This window comes from Leucobacter sp. NPDC058333 (assembly GCF_042726155.1).
Classification (GTDB): domain Bacteria; phylum Actinomycetota; class Actinomycetes; order Actinomycetales; family Microbacteriaceae; genus Leucobacter.
The window spans coordinates 19,962-43,637 of record NZ_JBHXHV010000004.1 but is presented as its reverse complement, the minus strand read 5'-3'; the positions used below and the strand labels follow the sequence as shown (position 1 = coordinate 43,637).

Genomic DNA, 23,676 nt, shown 5'->3' with positions numbered 1-23,676 from the left:
TCTCTACGATCGATAGCGGAGCGCATCAGCACCGGTCTCATCTGGGGACCAGCCTCGTCTGAAGGCCTTCGGTGCTCGGTGGATCTCACGGCGACTGACGCAGAGTTGAGGTGATCTCGACGTGCCATTTCTGGCGATCATGCGTACGGCTCGTGGACCCGACTCCTCATATTAGAACACATTTTCGAAAAGCGCTAGTCTGGATGGGAAAATCCTGATCAACGGGCGCGGAAGCGCCGCTGGGAGCGCCGATGTCTGACCTCACAACCCTGCTCGTCTTCGCCCATTGTGACGAGGCCTCCGCCTTTGCCGATGTGCCGCACCTGGTCACGGGGGTGGGCAAGGTGAACGCCGCCGTCGCGCTCGCGGCGGAGCTCGCAGAGCGCCCGGTGCAGCGGGTCGTCGTACTCGGCACCGCGGGGGTCGTCAGCGATGCGCCCGATCGGCCGTCGCTCGACGAGATCTACCAAATCGGTGCAGCGGTGCAGCATGATTTCTCGCTGCCGTCGCCGACACTGGTGCCGGCCGGCGAGGCGATCCTGCCCGCCGCTGCAACCGCCGTGATCGCGACCGGTGATGTCTTTGTGCAAGATGATGCGCAGCGCACGGCGATCGCGGGTCTCGGAGCGAACCTGGTCGATATGGAAACCTACGCCTACGCGAGCGTGTGTGCGCGGTTCGGGGTGGCGCTGCAGGTGTTCAAGATTCCGTCGGACTTCGCTGACTCATCGACCACTGGCGAGGAGTGGGATCAGATCGTGTTCCGCAAGAGCGAGCAGCTGCGCGAGTTCTGGGCGGCGCGCTTGGCGTAACCGGCGGCATGGGAACACGGGCACACGGCTGCTGCGCTGCGCGGCGCCGTGCGGCGCTAGCTCGTCGCCGCAGCCCGGGGATTCCGAATCCCCAGGAACGACACAATCGCCCCCGCGAAGAACAGTGACCCGGTGACGATCGCGGCCGAGTGGAAGCCACTGAGATCGAGTTGGCCGCCCACGATGGTCGCGAGCAGTGCGATCACGATCAACCCGGCGACCCGCGAGATCGCGTTGTTCACGGCCGACGCGATGCCGCTGCGCTCCGGCCCGATAGAGCCAAGGATCGCCGCGGTCAGCGGTGCGACCATGATCGACAGGCCCAACCCGATCACGATCATCGACGGTAGCACCTGCCACCAGTACGAGAACGGCGCGTCAACGCGCAGCAGCAACAGTGCGCCGATGCCCAGTAGCAGCGGCCCGACCGACATGAAGAAGCGCGGGCCGTAGCGGCCGGCGAGCGCGCCGACCTTCGAACTCAGCAACACCATCAAGATGGTGATCGGCAGGCTCGCGAGGCCCGCGAGCGTGGCGGTGAGCGCCGGGCCGTTCGGATTCTGCAGATACACGCCGATGACGAAACCGTTGAGCGACAGCGCCGCGTAGATGAACAGCGTCGCCAGGTTGCCCACCCAGAAGTTGCGCACGGTGAAGAGCGATAGCGGCAAGATCGGCGACGCGACGCGTGTCTGCCACCACAGGAAGCCGCCGAGCAGCACGACACCAGCGGCGAGCGGCGCCCAGATAGTCGGGCTCGCCCAGCCGTGCGCGGGTTCCTCGATGAGCGCCCACACCGCGAGCCCGAGCCCGATCGCGGCCGCCGCCCCGCCCCACCAGTCAATGCGTACGCCGCGCTTGCGGTCGTCGGTGCCGCGCAGCTTCACGAGCATCCAGAGCGTCAGCCCGATCGGAATCACATTGATCAAGAACACCAGCCGCCACGACAGATAGTCGGTAAACAGGCCGCCGAGCAGCGGACCGATGATCATGGCGCCGGTGGTCGCAGCAGTCCAGGTGCCGATCGCGCGCCCCTGTGCGGGCCCCGAAATCCGCGACGTGATGAGCGCGAGCGAACTCGGCAGCAGGAACGCACCCGCCGCCCCCTGCAGTGCGCGAGCGATGATCATCATTTCGGGGGAGACCGCCAGACCGACGGCGATCGACGCGATGCCGAAGCCAATCAGGCCGATGCGCATGATGAACACGCGGCCGTACGCGTCGGCGATGGATCCGGCCAGCAGCATCAGCGCGCTGAGCGTGACGAGGTAGGAATCGACGACCCACTGCTGGGTGCTGAGGCCGCCGCCGAGCTCCGCGGAGATGCGGGGGAGCGCGACGTTGGTGACCGACATGTCGAGCGACGTGACGAACGAGGCGAGAATGGCGATCGTCACGACCAGGCGCTGAGGCGGGGTCAGTGCATGTGTGTCGCTCGCGCTCGAATCTGCCATGTAGACAGGATAGGGCTCGGCGGGTCGTGCCCGATCGTTGTTCGCTACCGGAAGCAGCGACTGATTCCGCTGACGAGTTGTGCGAGTTGAATCCAGATCGCGAAGCGGTAGGCGGGGCGCATGAACAGGGCCAGTACGCGCTGCCACCGCGGTCGGCGCGCGCCCCGCTCCCAGGTGAACGCGATCCGGAGCTGCGTGCCGCCGGCCGCCGGTTCGAGCCCGATGTCGATGATGCGTGAGTTCGCCCGAGGCTCATCGGGGTAGCTGATGCGCCAGGCGATGCGGGACTCGGGTGTAGCTTCAACGAGCTTGATGGTCATTCGCTGGAGCCCTGACACGATCTTGAGCGGTGTGCCGTCGGGTCGTTCGGTCGTTGCGCGGGCGTTCCATAGCTCGCCGGGCTCGGGTGCCTCGGTGTCGACGCTCGAGATCGAAGATTCCCACTCGTGCATGCGCGCCGGATCAGCAAGGAGCGTCCACACCTCCGCGATCGGGGCAGGAACGAACGCCTCGGTGGTTCCGGCCAGCCGGTCGCGCGATTGCCGCCGCGGGCGGGTGTCGGGGAGCGAAGCGGCGTGAACCAGGTCGCGGGAAATCGATGCCGGATCACCACCTGCCTGGCGCACCACAGCGTCGATGAGTTCGCTCGGCTCGGCGAGGAGCTCAGTGAGCACTGCGCTCGCGTCGCCCGAGTACTCTTTCGCGCTCGCTCGGGTGAACACGCGCTGGGCGCGGTCGCTCCACGCATAGCCGTCGGTTTCGTGGAAGACGATCCGGCCAGGGGGAGGAGCTGCGGTGGTCACGCCGACACCCGCGAGTTGTTCGGCGTGCTGGTCTGCGATTGCTACCCGGGTCGCTTCGAGGGTGAGTCCGTGGGAGCGCAGCACCTGGCCCGCGGGCTCCGGGTCGAGGGTCAGGGCAAGCAGCAGATGCTCGATGTCGGCGGTGCGCTGGCCGAGACGCGAGGCCTCTTCCATTGCGGCCAGCGAGAGCCGATGCATGGTGCTGGCCGACTCAGTGAACTTGCTCACGAGCTTCTCCGCGGAATGCTGATTGTGGGGTCGATCCGCTTCGCGTATTTCTTGTGAACGGCCTGGCGGGTGACGCCGAGCGCGTCGGCAATCTGCTGCCAGCTCAGGCCGCTGCGCAGAGCCGATTCGACCTGTCGCAGTTCGAGCGTGTCGGCGAGCGTGCGAAGGGAGGCTACGGCGCGGAGCCCCGCGCGCGGATCGCTGAGGTCGGCGGCGCGGGCCGCGAGTTGAGTAGATTCCATGCTGTCAACCTACGTTGCTTCGCACGGGGTTGTCAACCTTGGTTGCTACTTGGGTGTGGTGGGGGGCTTATGGGGCGCGGCGCTCGAGCGCGCGTACGATGCGGGTGCTGCGTTCGGCAAGTGATCTGCGTTCCGCAAGCTCGAGTAGCAGGAGTGGGGCTTGCGGAACGCAGATCACTTGCGCAACGCGGCGCTCGGCGCGCGCACTCGAGTGGTCGGGCGGTAGCGGTTTACCAGGTGCTGTCGCCTCGGAGCAGAGCGTCAAATCCGCCGTCGACGAAAATGATCTGTCCGCAGAGGTGCGAGTTTTCGACACCGGCGAGCCACGTCAACAGGCGCGCGGCGACTTCTGCTTCGAACGGCCCGTTCAGTGGCATCGGGACCTTCTCGTTGAGCGCTGCCCGCCCCTCCGGAGTGGCAACGAGCTCTCGTGTCATGGGGGTGAGGACGACGCCAGGTGCGATGGCGTTCAAGGGGATGCCGGCGCCCGCCCACTCATCCGTCGTAGCGGCAGTGCGGAGCCAACGGGCGAGTGCCCGCTTGCTTGAGGAGTAAATCTGATGGCCGGTCTCTGGCTTTTCCGCGAGAGTGGCGGAACGCGCGAGCGCCTCCTCCTCTGTGCCGTGCAAGAAAATCTCGACCAACTCTTCGTCGTGAGTCTGCAGCGAAGCCATCGAGTCGACGGCAACTGCCCGCGGTGCCGCCGAATTGAGAAGCAAGGGGCGAAGCCCTTCGAGCGTTGCGAGCGCTCCGTAGTAGTTCACGGAGGCAGTCACGGGGATCGGGTGGCTGAGACCCGCTACCGCTATCACCCCATCGATGACTCCTCCGGAAAGCTCCTTGGCCTGTGCAACGAGAGCTTGCCGGCCCTCGCTGGTCGAAAGATCGGCGCTGATATCGGTGCCCTGCAGGTCTGCGCCGATTACACGCTCGCCGCGCGAAATGAGGAGTTCTGCGGTGGCCTTTCCGATGCCGCTCGCGGCGCCGGTAACGAGATATGTTCGCTGAGTCATTTCACTACTTTCTTCATGTGGCGGGTTGGGAAGCCTGCGTCGGATAGGCAGCCTGTGAGAGCGCGTCGTCGCGGAATCGTCGAAGCAGCCGGTTGAAGTCGGCGCGGTCGTCGTCGGTCCAGTCGCGCATGATGTCGCTCATCATTGCGTCGCCCGCGTCAACAAGCGTCTGTGCGACGTCGCTGCCAGCGGATGTCAGTCGAAGCAGAATCGCACGGGAGTCGCTGGGGTCTGCGACGCGCGCTACGAGGCCGGCGCGACCCAGGCGGTTGGTGAGTTTCGAGATGGCCGACGGCCCGATGTGTAACCGGGCGGCAAGCTGAGACGCTCGCTGATCGCCGTGCCAGGCGAGGTGCGTCACGGCGGAGATGCAGGTTTGATCAAGCTCAACGCCGACGCTGCTGGCAAGCCGACCGATGAACGTCCCCGAAGACCAGAGCGAAAATACTTCCAGCAGCGTCGATAGTTGTTCGGAGCGATACGGCAGTGACGTCGTGGGGAGCGGTGTTGTGGCTTTCGCCGTGGTAGCTTCGCCCGTGTTCATGTATCGAGCATAACCCTTTTAGTGTCTTCAGGACAGTAAAGCTGCTGACGCTCGCTTCCGGCTGCCCCGTATCGTTGAGGTGTTGGCCCCACGCCAGCATGAGCAGTGTTCGATTTTCTCGATGTCGTGCGGGCCCTGCTGCAGCCGAAAATGCTCAACGCTCGTCGCCGGGAAGGTCGCAATGAATCGCTTGCTTGATAGACCGAGTACCCGCGCTCGAAGCGTTGCTGCTCATAGGGGGACACTTGCCTAACGGGAAAACGGCGATTGCAGCGCTGCTCGTCGGAGCCATCGTGGTGGGAATGATCGGTGCGGGGGTGTACATGCTGAAGAGTGCGGCGGAGACACGTGCGCAAACTCAGCGAATCATCGATCATGGGCGCACCGCGTCGGTGTCTGATGCCCGTGTCAAGGTGTTTCAGGGGAGCGACGGCGAACGCCGCGTCGTTGAAATGGAGGTGACGTTCACGGATTCAGACGGATCGGCCGTGACTTCGCGTTTACGCACAACGCCGACCATTTATGTGGCTATCTCGGGCCCCGACCAGTGGGAAAACGACTTCACTGGCAAAGTGGACATCGTTGGGTCACAGGTGAAGTATCTTCCCGGGACGCCGCCAACAGTAGAACTTGAATCCGAGCTAGCAGCTCAAAAATCCCCGCGCTGGACTTTTTCCGACATTTTCGGCGCAGCACTCTGCGGAATGGGTGCACTCATGGTGCTCGGGGCAGTGATCTCAGTGTTGCGCGCTCGCCGCGGGCCAGGGCGAACGGATGATCGTGCCGGTCTTCGTTGCAAAGGGGTGCGCGGTCGTATCGCCTGATTGAGCTCTGGGACTAACCCTGAGTCACACGTCCCGTTCTGGCTGGTGTTCGAGGCCGAGGTCGGGGTTTCCGTATACGGACTGCACCTCAGAGACGATGACCCGGTACTCGCCAAGCCACTCACTGTAGCGACGTTTTGCGACCTGGTGCGTGTCCATGCTGATGAGCGTGCGGAGGGCGTTCTGATCAGCCCAGTAGTACACCTCGGCGTGCAACCCCGTGTCTTCGTTGTGCCAGGTCTCCTCGCCGAGAAAGCCGGGAATCTGGCGGGCGCGCTGAGCGATCTCGCTGTCAAAGCGGTGAAACTCCTCCGTCAGCGACTTCGTCTCGAATATGAACGTTGAACTGTATTTCGGCTTCGTACTCATGGTTTCCCTTGATCTGACTTGACGTGTACCGGAGTTGTTTCTTCACCGCGAGCGCTGCCGCGCTGCGCCGCTGCGCCCGCTGTGATGACGAGGCACACACCGAGCAGTTGCATGAGAGTCGGGGTCTGGGCGAGTACCAGGAGTCCGATGATGATGCCGAACGCGGGCTCGATCGACAGGAGCGTGCCGAAGGCGGTGTGCGTCATGCGGCGCAGCGCGAGCATCTCCAGCCCGAACGCGATCACCGGTGTGATGAGCGCGATTCCCGCGGCTGCCGCGAAGACCCACCACGTGGCCGCACCGTCGAGCACCTGCGGCAATCCCAGCGGGAGCGTGGCGAGAGCTGCGATCGGGATGGTGAGTGACAAGCCACTGGTTCCGGAAAACCGGTCACCGACGTGCTGCGTCAGCAGGTTGTATAGGCCCCAGCAAATCCCCGCCGCCAGCGCGAACCCAACGCCTGGTAGGTCGATGCGACCGTGCCACGGCTCGGTGAGCAGCACAACGCCGATGAGAGCCAGCGCTGGCCAGATGAGCGCCTTGCGCTGTTTGCTCATCAGGCCGGCGACGGTGAGCGGGCCGAGAAACTCGATCGCGACCGCCGTACCCAGGGGAATCCGCTCCACCGCCGCAAGGAAGAACGTGGTCATGAACCCGGTTACGATCCCGAGCCCGATGAGTGCGGGGAGTTCGCTGCGGCGCAGAGATCGGAGCGCGGGTCGCGCGATGAGCCACAGGAAGAGCGCACCGAAGCACATGCGCAGCCACGCCGTGCCGGCAGCGCCGATCTGCTCGATCACCGAAACTGAGAGCGCGTTCGATAGTTGCACGGCAAGCATGGCCGTCACGGCCATTGACCACGGTGGGATGCCGCCTGTGGCGCGTCGCGTGCTCACGGCGCACCGACCGTTTGGCAATTTCTGAACGTGTCGAAAGATTCGTTGGCGGTGGCAGTTGGGCTAGGCATGCGTCGTCTCCGTTCGGTGCGCAGTACCCACTCCCGGCTCGAAGACCGTGAGGGTGAAGCGTGCGGGCTGGGCCGCGGGGTTCGTGTACGAGTGGGCAACTGCTCCGTCAAACGTCAAGGCATCGCCCTCGTCGAGTTCGAAGCGCTCATTGCCAACCGCGATAGTGACCGTGCCGGTGAGTATCTGAAGCAACTCACGGGTGCCTTCGCTGTGCGGCTCGCTCGTGTGTGATTCGGCCGGCCCAAGGGTCCAGTCCCACAGCTCCACGACGTTTGGTGAATCGGTGCCCGCGACAAGCACGCCTCGCCCGCCCTTGCTCCCCGTCCACAGCACAGCACCGTGCCCGTGTCGCGTGAGCTTCGGGGTTCGGGGTGCGGGGTGCGGGTGGTTCGACGAGCTCGGGCAGGCCGACCCCGAGCGCGTCGGAGATCCGAAGCAGCGTTCCCACGCTCGGATTTACTCCGCCCTGCTCGACATTCACGAGCATTCGACGACTCACCGATGCTGTTGCAGCGAGCTGGTCGAGCGTCCACCCGCGTCGGCCGCGTTCGTGCTTCACGCGCGCTCCAATGGCCCGCGCTAACGCCTCTGCTTCGTTATCCATATAGCATACTGCACTAAACGTGCAGCGATCGTGCACTATTCGTGCACCGCCGTTGCGGTGCTCGAACGCGAATCAGGTGCACGGCTCGCGTGTGCGATTGACTCGGACCCCGGCCTGTTATTCCGGGAGCGAAGAAACCCCCGCGATCCCAATCAAAGAAGGGGACCTGCGGGGGTTTCTGGTGGCGGTGACGGTGGGATTTGAACCCACGGTAGGGGGTTACCCTACACAACTTTTCGAGAGTTGCACCTTCGGCCGCTCGGACACGTCACCGCTAAAGAGATTAGCGCATTGCACTCAGCTGACGCGAATCGGCGCGTCGACGGCGATCCGTCTGCGGGTCGTACAGCGCGAAATCACGCATGATCGCGCCGAGTTCCTTTCGGTCGGCAGCCCCGAGTTTTGCCCGGGCCTGGGCCAGGTGCGATTCGACGGTGCGCACGCTGCAGCGCAGCCGCACGGCGATCTCCTTATTGCTGAGACCGTTGACGAGCAGCCGGGCCGTTGCGACCTCGCGCGGTGTGAGGTGCAGGTGGCCGGCATCGGGGAGCGACGCGAGTCGAAACCAGGGGTCGACGCGCATCGCGGCAGCCTCGAGTGCGGTCAGCAGCGATGCACAGTGATTGACACTGCCCGTGGCTCGCCGACGCACGAAGATGCGCCGCGCCTCTTGCAGCGCAAACGCCGCTGGTGCCCAGAACCCTTGAGCCGTCAGTATCTCGCCGACCTGCACAAGCGCGGCCGGATTCTGTTCGTTCGCGGCCTGCACATGGGCGCGGGCAAGGCGCGTCGCAACGAGTGACCGCGAGCTGTCATTCGGCGCATCGTGCAAGTATCCGAATCGCCTCGCGCGTGGACCAATGCGGTCAATGCGGCCGCTGAAGTAGGTGATCAACTGAGTGGAGAGGTCGTCAACCGCGTCGGATGCGGGCCCGTCGCTGTCGGCGTGCCCGTTCAGCGTCCGCTGAATCGCGTTTCCGGTGTCGCGTACGAAAGCGACGAGCCGTTGTGGCAGGAAGCGCGGAAGATGCTCCTCTACGAGCTCCCATTCGCGATACGCCCGCGGCATGTCGCCGGAGGCAATCGCTTGCCCGGCGGCGCCAAGGTGGCGAATCCACGCGCGGTGCATGGCTGACGCGGGAAGCGTTTCCGAGAGAGAGAAGAGCGCGATATCACTACCGTCGGTGTCTCCCATATACAGCGCGATCATCGACTCGATGACGGCCGATGCCGCCAGCAGATCGCGAAGTTCCGGTGCACTGCCGACTGCAATGTCGGTCACGCGCGCGATGCGCTCGCTGCACGTCGCCGTGCCGTGCGGCTTTCGGCCCTGCTTCACCTCTTCGAAATCGAGGAGCTGATCGGCGAGCAGCGCGACCTCGGCGCAGGGGTGCGTCTGCGCGATCCTCGCGAGTTCCGGAGCATCGGCGACGATCGAATCGACATCGTTCCAGCGGGAAAAAAGCAGTTCGATGGCGGGCTCGTTCGAGCGAGCAGAACCGCCCGCAGATCCTGCACCCTGCATCGGTGACTCGGCGAGCAATTGGCGAGAGAGCGCGATGCGCGCGATCCTCGTGACATCGCTCTCTGATTCGGAGTGGGCCGTAAGTCCGATGCTCCGAAGGCCTGCAAGCACACCCTGCAGCACGGTCGCCGCCCGCGCGCGATCGAGATCGCTGAGAGTGATGCCGACGCTCGCGCCCCGCAGCAACAAATCGCGACATTCACCGCCGTTGCCGAAGCTCAGGGCATCGAGCACTGAGCGATGGAACAGGTGCGCACGGAACGGGTTGGCGAGCGACGCTTCGCCGCCCTCGTCAGGAACCGCCGTGCAGTATGCGGCCTCCCTGTCTGAGAGGGGAATACCGAGCGACTCCTGCATGAGAAGTGCCTGCGCGGCCCGCGCCTCGGCCCGCGCGACGAGAGCCGAGTCGGCCCAGTGCTCGAGAGCGCCCGCGAACAGCTCCGGGACCCCATACTGAGTTGGATCGTGCGGTGCAGGGATCAGGATGCCGTGCGCGAGCAGCGACGCAACGACGTCGCTGCCGACGAGGTCGCCGAGGCCAATCAGCGATCGCGGATCAAGCTGCGCGAGAGCCACCGCGCCGGCGATGGCATTGGGCGTCAGTACCTCGCGGGCGAGCGTATCCGTCACGCCGAATGTATGCAGCCCAAGCTCGCGTGCGTGCATAGGATCAATGTGTGGCCACGGCTCAGCAGTGATCGCTCCCTGCGCCGCAAGGTGCGTCAGCTCTAAAAGCCACGCCGGTCGCCCCCAGGACATCGCATATACCGCGGCGAGCATGCTCGCATCGAGCGGCGCGTCCGACGTCTCAACGACGATGTGCTGCGTCTCGGCAAACGAGAGCGGTTCGAGCCTGATGGAGCGCGGGAGCGGCAGGTCTCCAGTTCGTGCGAGCAGAGCGCTCCACGCCTCCTGCGACCCGGATTCCGAGGCCGATGGGTCTGACGTGATCGCGCACAGCCCCTTGCCACCGTTGCGAGCTCGAGTGAGGAGCGCCGCAATGACCTCGGCGGACGCTTCACCAACGTCGTCGACGAGGTGTATTGCGTGGACGGATGCTGCCGTCAGCTGAGCGGCCGCATCGACATCGCGGGCGCTGATCGGTGTGACGGGCACCCCTGAGGCGGTGAGTGTCGAAGCGAGCGACCGCAGTGCGTGCGACTTTCCGCTCCCTCGGTGCCCTGTAAGGAGCACGACTCCGGGCGCACTCACCGCTTCGATGAGCCGCTCAGTGACGGTGCTTTCAACCCTGTTTCTGTGAACGCGACGAATCACGTCTTCCCCCCTTGAAAGACGACACTGCCCCGTACCCGCCCATCATTCGCCGGGCACATCCGGGGTTTAGATTCACCATAGCCGTCTGACATTCAGTTTGTGCAGACCTTGACTTCGCGCGTTATAACGATTCGTCTCAGTAGTCGGCCGACTCATTTCAGGGGATACATGCGCGGAAGCCAGTAGCGCGCCCAGCGACCTTCCGCATTACGGGAATCCGTGGCTCTCAGCAAACACTCATCAATACCCTCGCCGGTATAGGGAGTGGACTTTGTCCATCTCCCGCCGCGCACGCGCGGTGCATGTGTTAGCAGACAGGGGGGGTATCTCGTGGGGTACAGAGGAGACAGACGGCGAACGCGATTGCGGGGGCCCTCGCGGCCGCTCGCGGTCGGGCTTGTCGCGGTAACGGCGCTTGCCGCGTCAACAATGTTCGGCGCGACGGCAGCATCGGCGGATTCGCCGACGCCGTCAACCGGTACGAAGTCGGCTGCCCACGGGCACGGGATCTGGATCGACGGGCTCGGCTTGAATGTCGCGGGGGCGGCATCTGCATACAGCGAGTTCCCCGACAACGCCGGTCCCAATACCGACGCGCTCAACCTTGAACTGCTCGGGTTGCTTAACGTTGACGCGGGCACCACGCAGCTGCCGCTCCTTGATGACGGGGCTAACGGCGGCCTGCTCGGCCTCGGTGATCTGGGCGCAATGTCCAGCTACGCCTCGTCTCCGAGCGACACCGCAGAGATCGCATCCTCCGGCATCATCACGGCTGACGGCGCACTCGACCTCGGTCCCATCGAGAACCCGGGCAGCTTCCAATCGGCGCAGCTCGACGCGAGCGGGCTGCTGCGTCAGGTGATCTCCGACGAGGTTGCGAACGCGCTGCTCGACGATGCGACGCTGAGCGTCGGCGCGCTTGCCTCACGCGTGGCGGTGGACGGTGCAGTCGAAAGTGGTGCGCCACAGAGCGAGTATTCGCTCTCGGGCATGAAGCTCGATCTCTCAAGCCCCGCGGTCGGCAACCTCGTTGACGGTGTGGACACCCTCGCGGGCAGCCTGATCGACCCGATTGAAGCGCTACTCGCCGATGGCGGCGGCGTTGAAACGGCCGTGGGTAATCTCGTGAGCGGCATCGACGCGCTGCCGCTCGTTGACGCCCAGCTCAACAGCCTGTCGCTCGACACGTCGTCGCTCACGACCCAGCTCCGGCAGCAACTGTTGCAGACGCCACTCGAAAACAGCGAGGGCAGTGTCTCCGTGGATCTCAGCAGCGGCGTGATCCACGTGGATCTCGATGAGCTCGTGGTCGACAGTTCGGGCGCGTCGACCCTCAGCACGCTCGCTCCAAATACTCCGGTACTCGACGACGTCACCGTGAACGCAATTCTTGACGGTGTCACCGACGCCATCATCGGCGACGGCCCGAACTCGCTCATCACCAAAGCGGTCACTCTGATCACGGAGGGCATCTATGGTGTCGGCGTCAATATCGACCTGCAGGTTGGGCTCAGCGTGAACTACCTGCTGGGAACGCTCGATGTCGCAGACGGCCCCATCACCATTAAGGGGACCCTCGGCGGCGTTCTCGGTCAGCCGGGGTTCGCTCCTTTGACCCCGGATGTCTCAGGTGTCACGCTGCTGCCAGGTCTTCCCATTCCGGTGAACGTCGGATTGCTACTTCAGCCGGTTGTGAATCTCATCACCCCCGCGATTGCGACGATCGGTTCGGCGCTCACGCCCGTCATCAACGACGTGATCGCTGGAATCCAGCCCGCGCTGCTCGAGTTTCTGCAGCCGATTGTGACCGAACTACTCGATGACGCAGTTGAGCCCGTGCTGAATGGCGTGCTCGACATCACGATCAACGAGCAGCCCACCCTGGTCGGCGGATCCAGTGACTTTGGCGACGCCGGCTTTACTGTGCGGGCGCTCAGCGTCACCCTGCTCCCGCTGCTCGGCGCAAACGCCGTGAATCTGGAGCTGGGTTCGTCGACCGTGCTCGTACCGGCCGCTGAAGCGACGCTGACGGCGTCGCCGAATCCAGTGGTCCAGGGCGGCACGGTCACCCTCACGGGTGCCGGCTTCACCGAGGGTGAAGACGTCGATATCGCGCTGCCGGGTGGCGGCACGACGACCGAGGTCGCCGGTACCGGCGGGTCGGTCACTGCGACGTGGGCGGTACCGGGCGACTTCGCCCCGGGTACGGCGACCTTCACGGCGACCGGCGCGACGAGCGCACTCACGGCGACCGCGACAACTGAGGTCGTGGCGGCGTCCGACGCGACGCTGTCGGCAACACCGAATCCGGTCGCGCAGGGCGGCACGGTGACCCTCACCGGTGGCGGCTTCGACGACGGTGAAGACATCACGGTGACCCTTCCCGACACGACGACTGTGACGGCCACGGCGAATGGCAGCGGGGAATTCACGTCGACCTGGGATGTTCCCGCCGATTACCCGGTGGGAACGGCGACCTTCTCGGCTACCGGAGTGACGAGCGGCCTCACGGCCACGGCTGACACCGAGGTTGAGGCGGCTGCAGTGGCGACGCTGACGGCGCTGCCGAACCCGGTCGATCAGGGCGGAACAGTCACCCTCGCCGGCGACGGCTTCGCAGACAGCGAAGATGTCACAGTAACGCTGCCCGATGGCTCCACGGTCGTCGAGGCGGCGGACGCGGATGGTAGCTTCACGTCGACCTGGGACGTTCCCGCAGACTACCCAGTGGGAACGGCTGAGTTCTCGGCAACGGGTGAGACGAGCGGCCTCACGGCAACGGCTGAAACTGAGGTGCAGGCCGCGGCCGTGGCAACTCTCGAAGCCGCACCCAACCCGGTTTCGCAGGGCGGAGTGGTCACTCTGACGGGCGACGGCTTCGGCAGCGGTGAAGACGTGGTCGTGACGCTGCCCGACGGTGAGGCGACTGTGTCCGCTGACATCGATGGATCCTTCGAGACGACCTGGGACGTGCCGGACGACTTCCCGGTCGGCACCGCAGAGTTCTCGGCAACAGGCGTGGTCAGCGGACTGACCGCGACGGCTGAAACGACCGTCGAGGCCGATGCCGGTGCAGACGTGAACGCGAATGCCTCGGCCTCAGCTTCGGCTTCGGCTCAGGCGGCGGCCGACAACGATGCCTCGGCTTCAGCTCAGGCGGCGGCTCAGGCCGCGGCGAACGCCGACAACTCGAGTGACGCCTCGGCTTCGGCCGATGTCACCGCCGACGCCGCCGCTTCCGCGGCAGCAACGGCCGACGCATCGACGGAAGCATCGGCTGAGACGAACGCTGCGGCCTCTGCCTCAGCGACAGCGAGCGCGGATTCTACGGCTGACTCGGCCTCGAACGCGGACGCTTCTGCCTCGGCTTCGTCACTCGCAGACGCGGACGCTTCGTCGGCAGCGGATGCGGCCTCGGAGGCGGCGTCGGAGGCAACCTCGTCGGCCGATGCCTCGGCTTCTGCCTCGGCGAATGTCAGCGCAGACGCCGATGCGGATGTGAACGCGAATGCTTCGGCATCGGCGTCTGCCTCCGCTGATGCAGCAGCCGACAACGAGGCTTCGGCCTCGGCGCAGGCGGCGGCTCAGGCAGCGGCGAACGCCGACAACTCGAGTGACGCTTCGGCAGCCGCTGACGTGACCGCTGACGCTGCCGCTTCGGTGGCTGCGACCGCGGACGCTTCGACTGAGGCATCGGCTGAGACGAACGCTGCGGCCTCGGCTGCTGCAACGGCCAGCGCCGATTCGACGGCTGACTCGGCATCGAATGCTGACGCTTCGACGTCAGCATCGGCAGCTGCAAACGCTGACGCGTCGGCGGCATCTGATGCGGCCTCGGAAGCGGCATCGGAAGCTACCTCGTCGGCGGATGCCTCGGCTGCGGCTTCGGCCAATGCCACGGCGGATGCGGACGCGGACGTTGACGCGGCGGCAACGGCAACTGCCGATGCAACGGCGGCCACAAACGCGAACGCCTCGGCTTCGGCCTCGGCCTCGGCGGAGGCGGCAGCCGACAACGACGCATCCGCGTCAGCTCAGGCGGCGGCTCAGGCCGCGGCGAACGCCGACAACTCGAGTGACGCGTCGGCTTCGGCGGATGTCACCGCCGACGCCGCCGCTTCGGTGGCAGCGACGGCCGACGCATCGACCGAAGCATCGGCTGAGACGAACGCTGCGGCCTCGGCGGCAGCGACGGCCACCGCCGATTCGACGGCAGACTCGGCATCGAACGCCAACGCCTCGGCGTCGGCCTCGACGGCGGCTGACGCGAACGCCTCTGCGGCATCGAATGCGGCTTCTGAAGCGGCCTCCGATGCGACCTCCTCGGCGGACGCATCTTCGGCGGCCTCGGCAAACGCGACAGCTTCGGCGAATGCCGACGCTGACGCCGACGGCGAGCAGCTCGCCGTCTCCGATCCCGCAGACGTCACCGTGGTCGAGGGCCAACCCGCGAAGTTCTCGGTAAAGGTCCTCTCGGGAGCACCGACATCGGTCGAGTGGCAGCAGTTCGTGCCGTCTGACGATGGCGCTGAGCCAGCTGCAGATGATTGGGCGCCAGCCCAGGGCGTTACGTCCGACGACGGGCTGCAGCTTACGGTTGCGGCACCCACGCTCGAGAACAGCGGCATGCTCTACCGAGCAGTTGCGACCGACGGCGAGACCGACGTGGTGACTGACCCCGCAACGCTGACGGTGGAGCCCGCGGGCGGGTCGGCGAACACGGGTGGATCGGCGTCGTCCGGTGCATCGGCCTCCGCGTCGGGTTCGGGCAACGCCTCGGGTGGCGGTCAGCTGACGAACACCGGTGGTGAGAGTCAGCTCGCCGTTGGCGGCGTGGGGCTCCTGCTCCTGTTGCTCGGAGCGGGCATCGCAATGGCATCGCACCGTCGCAACCGCGTCCAGCGCAACTAGCGAGCGGGGCCCGTGAAGGGCTCTCACCTCACCACTGCGGCCCGGTACGCACTCTGAGGAGTGGCGCACCGGGCCGCAGTGCGTGTTAGGCGCCGAGCGCCTCGCCGATCACCCTCGCGGCCTCCGGAAACGCGCCGGGATTCGGGCCCGAGTAATTGAGTCGCAGGTATCGACCCGTGGGTTCCGCGGGGAACCAGGCGTCGCCCGCAGCGATCATCACGCCGCGCGCCTCGCAGTCGCGGGCGAGCGCAGCCACATTCGTATCGTCGGGAAGCCGCACCCAGAGATTCAGGCCGCCGCGTGGAATGGCCTCAATGTGCGCGGTCGGTGCGTGTTCGCGGAGTCCCGCGACGAGCAAGTCGCGGCGGTCGGCGAGCTGCTGCCGCAGGCTCCGGAGATGCGTTCCCCACCCCGGTTGCGTGACGACGTCGAGCGCGACCGCCTGCAGTGCGCCGCTGACGTACATGGACTGCGCCTGCGTGTCAGCGACGATTCGATCGAGCGCGGGTCCGCGCGCAATCAGACCGGCGATGCGAACCGCGGGTGACACGCTCTTCGTGAGCGAGCGAATGTACACGACGTGACCACTGTCGTCGCGGGCGGCAATGGGCGTCGGCGGGGCGGCAATGCCGAAATCGTGCGCCCAGTCGTCTTCTATGAGAAATGCGCCGTGCTCACGCACGATCTCGAGCACGCGATCGCTGAGTTCTGCCGACCACTGACCCCCGGTGGGGTTCGCAAAGTTCGGCTGCGCATAGAAGGCTCGGGCCCCAGTTTGCGCGAACGCACGGTCGAGCTCCGCCGCATCAGGGCCGTGCGGGCCGCTCGGGATCGGCACCAGCTTCACCCCGACCTGAGCGGCGGCGAGCATCGCGCCCCAGTAGCTCGGTGACTCGATGAGCATCGGTCTTCCCGCCCCAACCAGCGCGCGAAACAGGCTACTCAGGCCGCTCTGGCTGCCCGGCAGCACGACGACGTCGCGGTCAGCTGGGGGAGTGACGCCCGCTGGGGTCAGCGCACCGAGCTCCGCGGAAAACCACGCCTGCAGCTCGGGCAGCCCCGTCGTCGGCGATCGCTGGACGGCGACCTCGCTGCGTGCTGCGCGCGAGAATGCCGCGCGAACGAGGCGCGCGGGCAGCAGCTCTTTGTCGGGGTAACCCGAGTGCAGTGCTATCACGTTATTCGGCGTGGTGCGCAGCGCGGTGAGGGAGCTTGCTCCCTGAAACTGCGGTGCGCCGAGCGCTGCTGTCTGCCAACCGTAATCGTTCGGCCTGGCCGCGCGTACGGTCCGGACGAAGGTACCGATACCTGGCCGCGCTTCGATAGCGCCCGCATTGATCAGGGTTTTCAGTGCTTTTTGTACCGTCACCGGGCTCGCTTCGAACTGGGCGACGAGGGCCCGCGTCGAGGGCAGTCGTGCTCCGGCTGGCGCGCTCGCGATCCAATCGCGAAGCGCGGCGAGGATGCGATCACTGCTACTCTGGCTCATGAACGGCAACGATACCGCTACTCTAAAAATTGCCCAACCGCTACTGTTGCGGCGCCCTGGACTCTGGTGGGGATTGCTCGGCGTTGTGGCCTTCTCGTTCACCATGCCGCTCACGCGCGTGGCGGTCGGGCACGGGCATATGTCCGCGTTGTTCGTGGGTTCGGGCCGAGCCGTGATCGCCGCCGTGTTCGCCGCAGTCGCGCTCGTCGTGACCCGGCAGCGAATGCCGCGCGGAGGCCAATGGCTGCAGGTCGCAATTGTCGCCGCGGGTGTGGTGCTCGGGTTCCCGCTCCTGACCTCGTTCGCGATGACGACCGCGCCAGCGAGCCACGGCGCGGTCGTCATCGCGATTCTGCCGGCCGCAACGGCCGTAATCGCGGTGTTGCGAACCGGTGAGCGCCCCACGCGGGGGTTCTGGATCGCCGCTGCCGCGGGCACTGCCGCGGCCCTCGCGTTTGCCGTTGTGCAGGGTGGCGGCTTCGGCGGCCTGAGCGTCGCTGACCTGCTGCTGTTCACCGCCGTGCTCGTGTGTGCGCTGGGGTACGCCGAGGGGGGTATGCTCTCGCGCACGCTCGGGTCGTGGCAGACCATCTCGTGGGCGCTCCTGCTGGCCTCTCCGGTGACAATAGCGCTGGCCGGAATCGCGATTGCGCAGCAGCCGCCGGCAGCGACCCCCGTCGAGTGGGGTGCGTTCGCCTATCTCGCCGCGGTCAGCATGTTCTTGGGGTTCATCGCCTGGTATCGCGGGCTCGCGATCGGGCCGATGGCTCAGGTGAGTCAGGCGCAGCTGATTCAACCGGTGATGAGTATTTGCTGGGCGGCGCTGCTGTTGCGGGAGACGATCGGTTGGACGACGATCCTCGGCGGCGTCGCCGTAATTGCGTGTGCGCTATTCGCGGTTCGCGCGCGCAACCTGGGCGCGTAACCGGGGCGCGCAACCGGGGTGCGTAACCGCGGCGCATAAACCGCGATGCGTCGCGAGCCTCGCCCCACTCAGTGCACTTTCAGCAATGAAGTGCAAAAATGCATTTTATGACCGATAGTGCACTCAGTGTGCGAGAGCGCCGCCGCGCGGCGACCGCGCGCACGCTAGCGTCGACCGCACGGGTCTGGACCGCGGAGCGCGGGCTCACGGGGTACACGGTTGAAGAATTGTGCGAGGCGGCGGGGGTGTCGCGACGTACGTTCTTCAATTATTTCGCCTCGAAAGAGGACGCCGTGCTCGGTGTTCCGGTTGATCGAAACGATGAGCAGCTCAAGGCCGCCTTTATTCATCGCGGCGTGGGGGCGCCGCGCAGTGCGTCCGGGCTGACACACGACGTGCTCGACGACCTCATCGAACTGTTTCGCGCGCGCTGGGAGCTGTTCGAGGTCACGGTCACCGATGTGCGTGCGCTGTTTGCCGCGCTTGACCGCGAGCCTCGGCTGCATCGACGGCTGTTCGAGCATCTGCGCGAGGGGGAAGACGCCGATATTGCGCTCGTCGAACAGCGGGAAGGGCTCGCTCCGGGCGATCCTCGCGCCTCGACCCTGATGCACATTTTCGGTGCGATGAATCGCATCGTGGCGCAGGAATATTTCGAAACTCACGAGCACGGGCCCGTCGGCCTCGACACGTACACCGAACTTCTGCGGGAGCGCATCACTATCGCCCGCACGCTGCTGTCGTAGCCAGCCCGCGCCACCACCAGACCTCACCTCTCTTTTTCTCAGCAACCCCGGGCACACCCCCGCTATCCGAGAACGGACCCATGACCACCACAGCCACCTCCTTTCTGCTGACCAAACGCAGGATCTGGATCATCTTCAGCGCGCTGATCGCCGGCATGCTGCTTTCGAGCCTCGACCAGACGATCGTCTCCACGGCCATGCCGACCATCGTCGGCGAGCTCGGCGGCGTCGAGCACCAGGTCTGGATCACCACGGCGTATCTCCTCGCCACCACCATCGTGATGCCCGTCTACGGCAAACTCGGCGACGTGCTGGGCCGTCGCTGGCTCTTCCTGATAGCGATCGCGCTGTTTACGCTCGCGTCGATCGGCTGCGCGTTCGCCCCGAACTTCTGGGGCTTCGTCGTCTTCCGGGCCATGCAGGGTCTTGGCGGAGGCGGGCTGATGATCCTCTCGCAGGCGATCATCGCCGATATCGTGCCGGCAAATGAGCGCGGCAAGTACATGGGCCCGCTCGGCGCCGTGTTCGGCCTCTCGGCCGTCGCCGGTCCGCTGCTCGGCGGGTACTTCGTAGACCACCTCACCTGGCAGTGGGCGTTCTACATCAACATCCCCGTCGGCATCGCCGCGTTCATCATCGGGCTCATCGCACTCAAGCTACCCACCAAGAAAGCGACGCTTCCGGTCGACTATCTCGGCATCGCATTCCTGTCGATCGCGACCACGTGCTTGATCTTCTTCACCGACTTCGGCGGCGACAAGGCCTACGGCTGGGATTCGCTCGCGACGTGGATGTGGGGCGCTGGCCTCGTCGTCGCGGCCTCCGCATTTATTTTCACCGAGGCGCGGGCGAAGGATCCGATCATCCCGCTCACCCTGTTCCGCAACCGGATCTTCGTGACCGCCACCGCGATCGGCCTCGTGATCGGCGTCGGCATGTTCGCCGCAATCGGCTTCGTGCCCACGTTCCTGCAGATGTCTTCGGGCACGTCGGCCGCGGCCTCCGGGCTGCTCATGATCCCGATGATGGTGGGCCTCATGGGCACCTCGATCGGTTCGGGCATCGCAATCTCGAAGACCGGCAAATACAAGATCTATCCGATTCTTGGCGCGATCGTCACCGGTATCGCGATGACCGCGATGACAACCCTTACGGCAACGACCCCGATCTGGTTGATCTGCGTCTTCCTGTTCGTGTTCGGAGCGGGGCTCGGCCTGATTATGCAGGTCGTGGTGCTGGTCGTGCAGAACGCGGTGCCGGCCGCACAGATCGGCACGGCAACGAGCACGAACAACTACTTCCGCGAGGTGGGTGCCTCACTCGGCACCGCCGTGTTCGGCACGATCTTCACGACGCGCCTCGCCGAGAACCTCACCGACGTGTTCACGAAGGCGGGCGCGAGCCCGGCAGACGCGGCGACCGCGACGGCGACAATCGACCCGGCGACGCTCAACTCGCTGCCCGAGGACGTGCGCTCCGGCATCGTCACCGCGTATGCGGACGCCCTCGCACCCGTGTTCTGGTACCTCATACCGTTCATCGCGATCGCGCTTGTGCTCGCGCTTGTGCTCAAGCAAATTCCGCTCTCGGATCAGGCAGGCCTCGTCGCCCGCGGTGAAGCGATCGGGGGCGACGAGGCTGAGCGCCTCGAAGCCGAGCAGCGCGCGAGCGGCGCGCAGGGGGAACTTGTGGGTGCGGGCACTGACCCCGATACCGGCAGCGTTTCGGTTTCGGATCGTAGCTAATCGCCCGCTCGCCGAGAGCACTCAGTGTTTCTCGGCGCGTTCGGTGATGCTCAGGTCGAGCGGAAAATCGACCTGAGCACCACTGAATAGCAGTCGGCCGGCAGCGGCGGCCGATTCGCGAACGGCCACCGCTACGGCCTCACTGTGCTCCAGCGGCGCGTGCACGATCACCTCGTCATGTAAGAAGAACGCGAGGTGCGGGCGGCGCCCGAACACCGCCCCCGATGCGCTCGCCGCCGCGGATTCGGCGACCGGATCAAACTCTGCCAGCCGTTGACGCAGGTCCGCGAGCCAGCACAGCGCCCACTCGGCGGCCGTGCCCTGCACGACAAAATTGCGCGTGAAGCGCCCGCGATCCCGAGCGGTTCGCCGCGCGAGCGCCTCATCCCGGCCCGTCGCCTCTGGCAAGCTCGCGGCCGATTGCACCGACTCCCAGTCTGCCCCTGGCGCGGGCGAGCTGCGCCCCAACCACGTCGAGACGGTGCCACCCTGGGCGCCGACCTCAGCCGCGTCGTCGACGAGCCGCATTGCCGCCGGAAACGCGCGGCGCAAGCGCGGCACGAGTCTGCCGCTCTCGCCCGTCGTTGACCCGTACATCGCGCCGAGCATCGCGATCTTCGCCTCTTGCCTGGTGGCGACCGCGCCGCTCTCGACGATGCCAGCGTAGAGGTCGCGGCCCGCGCCGGCGGTGGCCATCGCGCGATCGCCCGCCATCGCGGCGAGCACGCGCGGTTCGAGCTGTGCGACATCGGCCGCCACGAATGTCCAGCCGGGGTCGGCTCGCAAAGCAGGCCGTAGCTGTCGCGGGATCTGGAGCGCGCCGCCGCCGTTCGAGGCCCACCGCCCGGTGACGACGCCGCCCGGAATGTAGACGGGCCGATAACGGCCGTCGTGCACCCACTCGTCGAGCCACGCCCAGCCGTTCGCGGTGAGCAACCGGGCGAGCTTCTTGTAGTGAAGCAGGGGCGGGATCGCCGGGTGTTCGTGCTCCGCGAGCTCCCACTGCGAGGTCGAGTTGACTTCGATTCCAGCCGCCCGCAGCACGCGAAGCAGCCGGGGCGGCGAATCGAGGGGTGCATCTGGGGCGCCGAGTTCGCGCCGTACCACCTCCCCGACCTCTACCATGCGATCGGGTTTCGCGCCCGGCGCGGGTCTCGGGCCCAGTGACTCCGCGAGAATGCGGTCGTGTTCCGCGACATCCCACGGAATACCGGCGGAAGCCAGTTCGGCCGCGACCAGGGCACCGGCCGATTCCGCGGCGAGCAGCAGGGCGAGGCGGCCCGGCTCGGTGGCGGACGCGAGGGCGGAGCGCTGGCGCTCAAACTCGGTCAGCGCCTCAGTCACGCCGTCGGGTACGCCGCGGGCGGCGTTCGGCTCGACGATCACATCGAAGAGGGTCGGGATTGCGACAGTCTCCACCGCGGCTGGCGCCGCCTCGATCTCTGGCGGAACGTTCCACTCGTGCGCTGCGCGAAGCGCCGCTGGCTGCTGCACTGACGCGGCGTTGCGCAGTATCTGGTGGCACAGGCGCAGGTCGTGGCAGCGTTCGACGCGCACGCCCGCGGCGAGCAACGGCCGATACCGGCTCGCGGTGTCGTGCCACACCCAGCGCACGGCCGCGATGCGTTCGCGCTCGGCAACGAAATCGGCGAGGCCGTTGGCAGGTACCGTGACCGTGGCGATCCGGGTACCGTCGGCGGCGACATCGACCGCGCCCCAGCCACCCGCTGCATCTCGCCCGACGACGCACCAGCGCGGAGCGCCCGGAGCGGATGGGCTCGCGTCGGGCTGGGTCGGGGCGGGCATGTTCTCACCGTAGCGGCGACCGGGGACAACGTCATCAGTGTCGGAGGCCGCCAGTAGGCTCGCACCATGGCGAAATCAAGCGGTGGCTATACCTGCAGCGAGTGCGGTTGGCAGACCTCGAAGTGGGTCGGCCGTTGCGGCGAGTGCCAGCAGTGGGGCACGGTCACCGAGCAGGCGCGGGCCGGTGCGAGCCTGGCGCGCACGACGCGGGCCGCTGCACCGATGGCTGGCCGAGAGGCGCGCCCCATCACCGAGCTGCAGGGTGACGCGGTGCGTCACCGGCAAACGGGCATCGGCGAACTCGATCGGGTGCTCGGGGGAGGGGTGGTGCCTGGCGCGGCGATCCTCTTCTCTGGCGAACCCGGCGTCGGCAAGTCAACGCTGCTGCTCGACGCGGCCGCGCGTGCAGCGCAAACCGGGGCGCGCGTGCTGTACGCGAGCGGTGAGGAGTCGACCGGTCAGATCCGAATGCGCGCCGAGCGCACCGGGGCCATGCACGACACGCTGTATCTCGCCAGCGAAACCGATCTCGCCACGGTGCTCGGCCACATCGAGACGGTTGACCCCGAGCTCGTCATCGTCGATTCGGTGCAGACAATGGCGAGCGACCAGATTGACGGCGGCGCCGGGGGTCCAGCACAGGTGCGCGAGGTCGCTGCGGCGCTCATTCGCGCAGCGAAGCAGCGAGGCACCCCCGTGATTCTGGTGGGGCACGTCACGAAAGACGGCTCCGTCGCTGGGCCGCGCCTGCTCGAACACCTCGTCGACGTCGTCTGCCATTTCGAGGGCGACCGGCAGACGTCGCTGAGGTTCTTGCGCACCCTCAAAAATCGCTACGGCCCTACCGACGAGGTCGGCTGCTTCGAGATGACCGATCGCGGTATCTCGGAGGTGCCAGACCCGAGCGGACTCTTCCTCAGTCGCGCGACCGCTCCCGTCAGTGGCACGTGCGCGACGGTCGCGATGGAGGGCCGCAGAGCGCTGCCCGTCGAGGTGCAGGCGCTGGTTGCCAAAAGCGCTACACCGAACCCGCGCCGCGTGACGAGCGGCGTCGATCCGTCGCGCGTGGCGATGATTCTCGCGGTGCTCGAGCGACGTTTCGGCGCACGATTGCATGATCAAGACGTGTACGTGTCGACGGTGGGCGGCGTGAAACTCGCCGAGCCAGCGGCCGACCTCGCTATCGCGCTCGCCGTGCTCTCGGCAATTGCCGACCAGCCGCTGCCACACGATCTGGCGGCGTTCGGTGAGATCAGCCTCGCGGGCGAAGTGCGGCCCGTGGTGGGCGGAGCACAGCGTTCTTCTGAGGCGGCACGGCTCGGTTACGTGCGCATCGTCGACGCCTCAGTCGAAACGCTGGATCGTGCCAGACGGGAAGCTGGCTTCTAGCGGC

General features: G+C 66.2%; 18 protein-coding genes, 1 tRNA gene and 1 pseudogene. 7 read left to right on the top strand and 13 right to left on the bottom strand.

Going from position 1 to position 23,676, the window contains the following annotated elements:
* Window positions 1-251: 251 nt before the first annotated feature.
* Complete coding sequence (locus ACFWHR_RS13090) at window positions 252-812, top strand: purine-nucleoside phosphorylase (protein ID WP_382448755.1); 561 nt, start codon at window positions 252-254, stop codon at window positions 810-812.
* Between the two features lie 56 nt (window positions 813-868).
* Here the strand turns inward: ACFWHR_RS13090 and ACFWHR_RS13085 are convergent, their stop codons facing one another.
* From ACFWHR_RS13085 to ACFWHR_RS13065, 5 genes are all read right to left on the bottom strand, one after another.
* Window positions 869-2,266, bottom strand: a complete 1,398-nt coding sequence (locus ACFWHR_RS13085; RefSeq protein WP_382448754.1) for an MFS transporter — start codon at window positions 2,264-2,266, stop codon at window positions 869-871.
* A gap of 44 nt (window positions 2,267-2,310) precedes the next feature.
* Window positions 2,311-3,297, bottom strand: coding sequence for an SRPBCC family protein (locus ACFWHR_RS13080; protein ID WP_382448753.1), 987 nt, complete (start codon window positions 3,295-3,297; stop codon window positions 2,311-2,313).
* Complete coding sequence (locus ACFWHR_RS13075) at window positions 3,294-3,539, bottom strand: hypothetical protein (RefSeq protein WP_382448752.1); 246 nt, start codon at window positions 3,537-3,539, stop codon at window positions 3,294-3,296. The genes ACFWHR_RS13080 and ACFWHR_RS13075 overlap by 4 nt, the downstream gene beginning before the upstream one ends.
* Before the next feature lie 230 nt (window positions 3,540-3,769).
* Window positions 3,770-4,552: an SDR family oxidoreductase gene (locus ACFWHR_RS13070; RefSeq protein WP_382448751.1), complete on the bottom strand. Its 783-nt coding sequence runs from the start codon at window positions 4,550-4,552 to the stop codon at window positions 3,770-3,772.
* A gap of 13 nt (window positions 4,553-4,565) precedes the next feature.
* Window positions 4,566-5,096 (bottom strand): MarR family winged helix-turn-helix transcriptional regulator, encoded by a 531-nt coding sequence (locus ACFWHR_RS13065; protein WP_382448750.1) that lies wholly within the window; start codon window positions 5,094-5,096, stop codon window positions 4,566-4,568.
* Between the two features lie 245 nt (window positions 5,097-5,341).
* Here ACFWHR_RS13065 and ACFWHR_RS13060 point away from each other — a divergent pair, with 245 nt between their 5' ends.
* Window positions 5,342-5,920: a hypothetical protein gene (locus tag ACFWHR_RS13060; protein WP_382448749.1), complete on the top strand. Its 579-nt coding sequence runs from the start codon at window positions 5,342-5,344 to the stop codon at window positions 5,918-5,920.
* A gap of 24 nt (window positions 5,921-5,944) precedes the next feature.
* On the opposite strand, the gene ACFWHR_RS13055 is transcribed toward ACFWHR_RS13060, so the two are convergent.
* From ACFWHR_RS13055 to ACFWHR_RS13030, 6 genes and pseudogenes are all read right to left on the bottom strand, one after another.
* Window positions 5,945-6,289: an antibiotic biosynthesis monooxygenase family protein gene (locus tag ACFWHR_RS13055; protein WP_382448748.1), complete on the bottom strand. Its 345-nt coding sequence runs from the start codon at window positions 6,287-6,289 to the stop codon at window positions 5,945-5,947.
* Window positions 6,286-7,185 (bottom strand): DMT family transporter, encoded by a 900-nt coding sequence (locus tag ACFWHR_RS13050; protein ID WP_382448747.1) that lies wholly within the window; start codon window positions 7,183-7,185, stop codon window positions 6,286-6,288. The genes ACFWHR_RS13055 and ACFWHR_RS13050 overlap by 4 nt, the downstream gene beginning before the upstream one ends.
* Window positions 7,186-7,248: 63 nt before the next feature.
* Window positions 7,249-7,590, bottom strand: coding sequence for a cupin domain-containing protein (locus ACFWHR_RS13045; protein WP_382448746.1), 342 nt, complete (start codon window positions 7,588-7,590; stop codon window positions 7,249-7,251).
* Window positions 7,591-7,711: 121 nt separating this feature from the next.
* Window positions 7,712-7,861, bottom strand: a pseudogene (locus ACFWHR_RS13040) (helix-turn-helix domain-containing protein); the annotation flags it as partial.
* Between the two features lie 182 nt (window positions 7,862-8,043).
* A tRNA-Ser gene (locus tag ACFWHR_RS13035) sits at window positions 8,044-8,134 on the bottom strand.
* Window positions 8,135-8,144: 10 nt separating this feature from the next.
* Window positions 8,145-10,502 (bottom strand): LuxR C-terminal-related transcriptional regulator, encoded by a 2,358-nt coding sequence (locus tag ACFWHR_RS13030; protein ID WP_382448745.1) that lies wholly within the window; start codon window positions 10,500-10,502, stop codon window positions 8,145-8,147.
* Window positions 10,503-11,024: 522 nt separating this feature from the next.
* Between ACFWHR_RS13030 and ACFWHR_RS13025 the strand changes: the two genes are divergently transcribed.
* On the top strand, window positions 11,025-15,572 hold the full coding sequence (locus tag ACFWHR_RS13025) for a choice-of-anchor G family protein (protein WP_382448744.1): 4,548 nt from the start codon (window positions 11,025-11,027) through the stop codon (window positions 15,570-15,572).
* 85 nt (window positions 15,573-15,657) lie between these two features.
* Here ACFWHR_RS13025 and ACFWHR_RS13020 read toward each other — a convergent pair whose 3' ends face one another.
* Window positions 15,658-17,061: a PLP-dependent aminotransferase family protein gene (locus ACFWHR_RS13020; protein ID WP_382448743.1), complete on the bottom strand. Its 1,404-nt coding sequence runs from the start codon at window positions 17,059-17,061 to the stop codon at window positions 15,658-15,660.
* Here ACFWHR_RS13020 and ACFWHR_RS13015 point away from each other — a divergent pair.
* The 3 genes from ACFWHR_RS13015 to ACFWHR_RS13005 all read left to right on the top strand — a co-directional run bounded on the left by ACFWHR_RS13015 (window position 17,060) and on the right by ACFWHR_RS13005 (window position 20,477).
* Window positions 17,060-17,986 (top strand): DMT family transporter, encoded by a 927-nt coding sequence (locus ACFWHR_RS13015; RefSeq protein WP_382448742.1) that lies wholly within the window; start codon window positions 17,060-17,062, stop codon window positions 17,984-17,986. The genes ACFWHR_RS13020 and ACFWHR_RS13015 overlap by 2 nt on opposite strands.
* Window positions 17,987-18,093: 107 nt before the next feature.
* Window positions 18,094-18,732, top strand: coding sequence for a TetR/AcrR family transcriptional regulator (locus ACFWHR_RS13010; RefSeq protein ID WP_382448741.1), 639 nt, complete (start codon window positions 18,094-18,096; stop codon window positions 18,730-18,732).
* 80 nt (window positions 18,733-18,812) lie between these two features.
* Window positions 18,813-20,477 (top strand): MDR family MFS transporter, encoded by a 1,665-nt coding sequence (locus ACFWHR_RS13005; protein ID WP_382448740.1) that lies wholly within the window; start codon window positions 18,813-18,815, stop codon window positions 20,475-20,477.
* Between the two features lie 21 nt (window positions 20,478-20,498).
* On the opposite strand, the gene ACFWHR_RS13000 is transcribed toward ACFWHR_RS13005, so the two are convergent.
* On the bottom strand, window positions 20,499-22,283 hold the full coding sequence (locus tag ACFWHR_RS13000; RefSeq protein ID WP_382448739.1) for a bifunctional 3'-5' exonuclease/DNA polymerase: 1,785 nt from the start codon (window positions 22,281-22,283) through the stop codon (window positions 20,499-20,501).
* Between the two features lie 66 nt (window positions 22,284-22,349).
* On the opposite strand from ACFWHR_RS13000, the gene radA reads away from it, so the two are divergent.
* Window positions 22,350-23,672: a DNA repair protein RadA gene (radA, locus tag ACFWHR_RS12995; protein ID WP_382448738.1), complete on the top strand. Its 1,323-nt coding sequence runs from the start codon at window positions 22,350-22,352 to the stop codon at window positions 23,670-23,672.
* Window positions 23,673-23,676: the final 4 nt, after the last annotated feature.